General features: G+C 63.7%; 3 protein-coding genes and 1 pseudogene. All 4 read right to left on the reverse strand.

Translation table 11 applies throughout. The features are described from left to right. Positions 1–1,557: endopeptidase La (gene lon / locus AC1D15_RS20290; RefSeq protein WP_477827386.1), on the reverse strand; the 1,557-nt coding region annotated here is incomplete at its 3' end. Between the two features lie 113 nt (positions 1,558–1,670). Then, positions 1,671–2,936: an ATP-dependent Clp protease ATP-binding subunit ClpX gene (clpX, locus tag AC1D15_RS20295; RefSeq protein ID WP_477827387.1), complete on the reverse strand. Its 1,266-nt coding sequence runs from the start codon at positions 2,934–2,936 to the stop codon at positions 1,671–1,673. A gap of 155 nt (positions 2,937–3,091) precedes the next feature. Next, positions 3,092–3,715: an ATP-dependent Clp endopeptidase proteolytic subunit ClpP gene (gene clpP, locus AC1D15_RS20300; RefSeq protein ID WP_047511867.1), complete on the reverse strand. Its 624-nt coding sequence runs from the start codon at positions 3,713–3,715 to the stop codon at positions 3,092–3,094. Between the two features lie 139 nt (positions 3,716–3,854). Continuing rightward, a pseudogene (locus AC1D15_RS20305) lies at positions 3,855–4,180 on the reverse strand (trigger factor); the annotation flags it as partial.

The raw sequence follows: 4,180 nt of genomic DNA on the forward strand, positions 1-4,180 counted from the left end.
CTGCACGCCGTTGTTCTTGCGTTGCTTCGGCAGCAGGTAGCGTTGGGCGATGTTGACCTTCTCGTCCTCGGTGTAACCCGCCAGGCGGATCACTTCCATCCGGTCCAGCAGCGCCGGCGGAATGTTCATCGAGTTCGAGGTCGCGATGAACATCACGTCGCTCAGGTCGAAATCGACCTCGACGTAGTGGTCGCTGAAGGTGTGGTTCTGTTCCGGGTCCAGCACCTCGAGCAGCGCGCTCGAAGGATCACCGCGGAAGTCCATGCCCAGCTTGTCGATCTCGTCGAGCAGGAACAGCGGGTTGCGCGTGCCGACCTTCGACAGGCTCTGCAGCACCTTGCCCGGCATCGAGCCGATGTAGGTGCGGCGGTGCCCGCGGATCTCGGCCTCGTCACGCATGCCGCCCAGCGCCATGCGGACGAACTTGCGCCCGGTGGCGCGCGCCACGCTCTGGCCGAGCGAGGTCTTGCCGACGCCCGGGGGCCCGACCAGGCACAGGATCGGCGCCTTCACCTTGTCGACGCGCTGCTGCACCGCGAGATATTCCAGGATGCGGTCCTTGACCTTCTCGAGCCCGTAGTGGTCCTCGTTCAGCACAGCCTCTGCATTCGGCAGGTCGTGCTTGATCTTGGTCTTCTTGGTCCACGGCAAGCCGATCAGCGTGTCGATGTAGTTGCGCACGACGGTCGCTTCAGCGGACATCGGCGACATCAGCTTCAACTTCTTCAGCTCGCCATCGACCTTCTTGCGGGCCTCCTTGGGCATCTTCGCCGCAGTGATCTTCTTTTCCAGTTCCTCCATGTCGGCGCCTTCTTCGCCGTCACCGAGTTCCTTCTGGATCGCCTTGACCTGCTCGTTCAGGTAGTACTCGCGCTGGCTCTTCTCCATCTGGCGCTTCACGCGGCCACGGATGCGCTTCTCGACCTGCAGGATGTCGACTTCATGTTCCAGCTGCTCGAGCAGCTTCTCGAGCCGCTTGTCGACCGCGAACAGGTCGAGCACCGACTGCTTGTTCTCGAGCTTCAGCGGCAGGTGCGCCGCGATCGTGTCGGCCAGGCGGCCGGCATCGTCGATGCCCGCGATGGAGGTCAGGATCTCCGGCGGGATCTTCTTGTTGAGCTTGACGTATTGATCGAACTGCTGCGTCACCGCGCGGCGCAGGGCCTCGACCTCAGGCTTGGCCTCGGTCTCGGGCGGCACCGGCGTCACTTCGGCCATGAAGTGCTCGCCGTTGTCGCTGATCGAATGCGTGTTGGCGCGCTGGATGCCTTCGACCAGCACCTTCACCGTGCCATCGGGCAGCTTCAGCATCTGCAGGATGCTCGAGACGCAACCGACCTCGAACATGTCGTCAGGCTTCGGCTCGTCCTTGCCGGCCGCGCGCTGCGCGACGAGCATGATCTGACGGCCGGCTTCCATCGCGGCCTCGAGCGCCTTGATCGATTTCGGGCGGCCGACGAACAGCGGAATCACCATGTGGGGGAACACCACCACATCCCGCAGCGGCAGCAGCGGCATCGTGATGGGCTCAGCGGGCAAGACGGGATGTCCGGACATTGGAACCTCTCTTTCTCAAGCCCATCTAGGGCTCAAGCATTCGTTTGCAAGGAGCCGGCGCAGTGTGACGCACCGGCAATCATCAGGATCCGTTGTCGTGGCGATGGCCCTGTTCAGGCGCTGGCCTTCTGCTCTCGGTAAACCAGCAAGGGCTTCGCGTCTTCCTCGATCGTGTGCTCGTCGAGCACCACCTTCGCGACGCCGTCGAGCGTCGGCAATTCGAACATCGTGTCGATCAGCGATTGCTCCATGATCGAGCGCAGCCCGCGTGCGCCGGTGCGACGCGCCAGGGCCTTGCGGGCGATGGCAGCGAGCGCCGAAGGCCGCACCTCGAGCTCGACGCCGTCCATCGCGAACAGCTTCTGGTACTGCTTGAGCAGTGCGTTCTTCGGCTCGGTCAGGATCTGCACCAGCGCGTCATCGGTCAGCTCGCCCAGCGTGGCGACCACCGGCAGGCGGCCGACCAGCTCGGGGATCAGGCCGAACTTGATCAGGTCTTCGGGCTCGACCTCGCGGAACACCTCGGACACGCGGCGCTCCGACTTGGTGTGCACGGTCGCCGCGAAACCGATGCCGGATTTCTYGGACCGGTTCTGGATGACCTTCTCGAGGCCGTCGAATGCGCCGCCGCAGATGAACAGGATGTTGGTCGTGTCGATCTGCAGGAAATCCTGGTTCGGGTGCTTGCGGCCGCCCTGCGGCGGCACCGAGGCCATCGTGCCTTCGACGAGCTTCAGCAGCGCCTGCTGCACGCCCTCGCCCGACACGTCGCGCGTGATCGAGGGGTTGTCGGCCTTGCGCGAGATCTTGTCGATCTCGTCGATGTAGACGATGCCGCGCTGCGCCTTCTCGACGTCGTAGTTGCAGTTCTGCAGCAGCTTCTGGATGATGTTCTCGACGTCTTCGCCGACGTAGCCGGCTTCGGTCAGCGTGGTCGCATCGGCGATCACAAACGGGACGTTGAGCAGGCGGGCGAGCGTCTGGGCCAGCAGCGTCTTGCCCGAGCCGGTGGGGCCGATCAGCAGGATGTTGCTCTTGCTCAGCTCGACGTCGTCCTTGGACGACGCCATGTGCTTGAGCCGCTTGTAGTGGTTGTACACGGCCACCGACAGCGTGCGCTTCGCGGTGTCCTGCCCGATCACGTACTGGTCGAGGCTGGCCTTGATCTCGCTGGGCACCGGCAGGTCTGACTTGGTGGCGCGGGCCTCGGCGGTGTCGGCCGGCACTTCATCGCGAATGATGTCGTTGCAAAGCTCGATGCACTCGTCGCAGATGAAGACCGACGGGCCGGCGATCAGTTTCTTCACCTCGTGCTGGCTCTTGCCGCAGAAGGAGCAGTACAGGACTTTCTCGCTGGAGGAGCCTTTTTTGTCRGCCATGGATGGGTGCGCTGTGCGTTAGGAAGGCTGAGTCAATGATAGAGCAAAAGAATTCCGGCCCAGGCTGTGGAAAAGGGGCCCAAATGGGCCCCGTTCTGTGGCTTTCCGCGGTTTCACCCCGGTTTTACCCGAGGCCCGGTGCCGGATCTGTCAGCTCAGGTCGCTGCGGGCGGGGTGCGCTGCGTCAGCACCTGGTCGATCAGGCCATATTCCTTGGCCTCGATCGGATCCAGGAAGAAATCACGCTCCATGTCGGCACGGATCTTCTCGATCGACTGGCCGGTGCGTTCCGCGTAGATGCGGTTCAGCTGCTCGCGGGTCTTGAGGATCTCGCGGGCATGGATCTCGATGTCGGTGGCCTGCCCCTGCGCGCCGCCCGACGGCTGGTGGATCATCACGCGAGAATTCGGCAGCGCGAAACGCTTGCCCTTGGCGCCGGCCATCAGCAGGAACGAGCCCATGCTGGCAGCGATGCCCATGCACAGCGTCGACACGTCGGGCTTGATGAACTGCATCGTGTCGAAGATCGACATGCCCGCGCTCACCGAACCACCCGGCGAGTTGATGTACAGCGAGATGTCCTTGTCGGGGTTTTCGCTTTCGAGGAACAGCAACTGCGCCACCACCAGGTTGGCCGACTGGTCGTTGACCGGCCCGACCAGGAAGATGACCCGCTCGCGCAGCAGGCGGCTGTAGATGTCGTAGGCCCGTTCACCGCGGCCCGACTGCTCGATGACGATGGGCACCATGCCCAGACTTTGTGTTTCCAGCGCGCTCATGATCGTCCTTGCGTCCTTGAGGAGGTTCGTGATAGTCCCACGGAGATTGGGTTTGATTATGTCGCGACAAGGCCGCGTTCAAAAACAAAGGGCGCCCAGGCCTTTCAGCCCGGCGCCCTTCGCATGACGGCTGACGAAATCAGCCGGCCATCAGTTCGTCGAACGGCAGCACCTTGTCGGTGACCTTGGCCTTGCCCAGCACGAAGTCGGTCACGTTGTTCTCGATGACCACGCCTTCGACCTCGGCCATGCGCTCGCGGCTGCCCAGGTACCAGCGCACCACTTCGGCCGGCTTCTCGTAGCTCTGCGCCATCTCTTCGATGTGCGCCTGCAGCTGCTCGGGCTTGGCCTGCAGGTTGTTCGCGCGGACCAGCTCGGCGACGACCAGGCCCAGGCGCACGCGGCGCTCGGCCTGCGGCTGGAAGATCTCGGCGGGGATCGGCGCGGTGTCGGCGTCCTTGATGC

Source organism: Rhizobacter sp. P2_H2 (assembly GCF_056403375.1).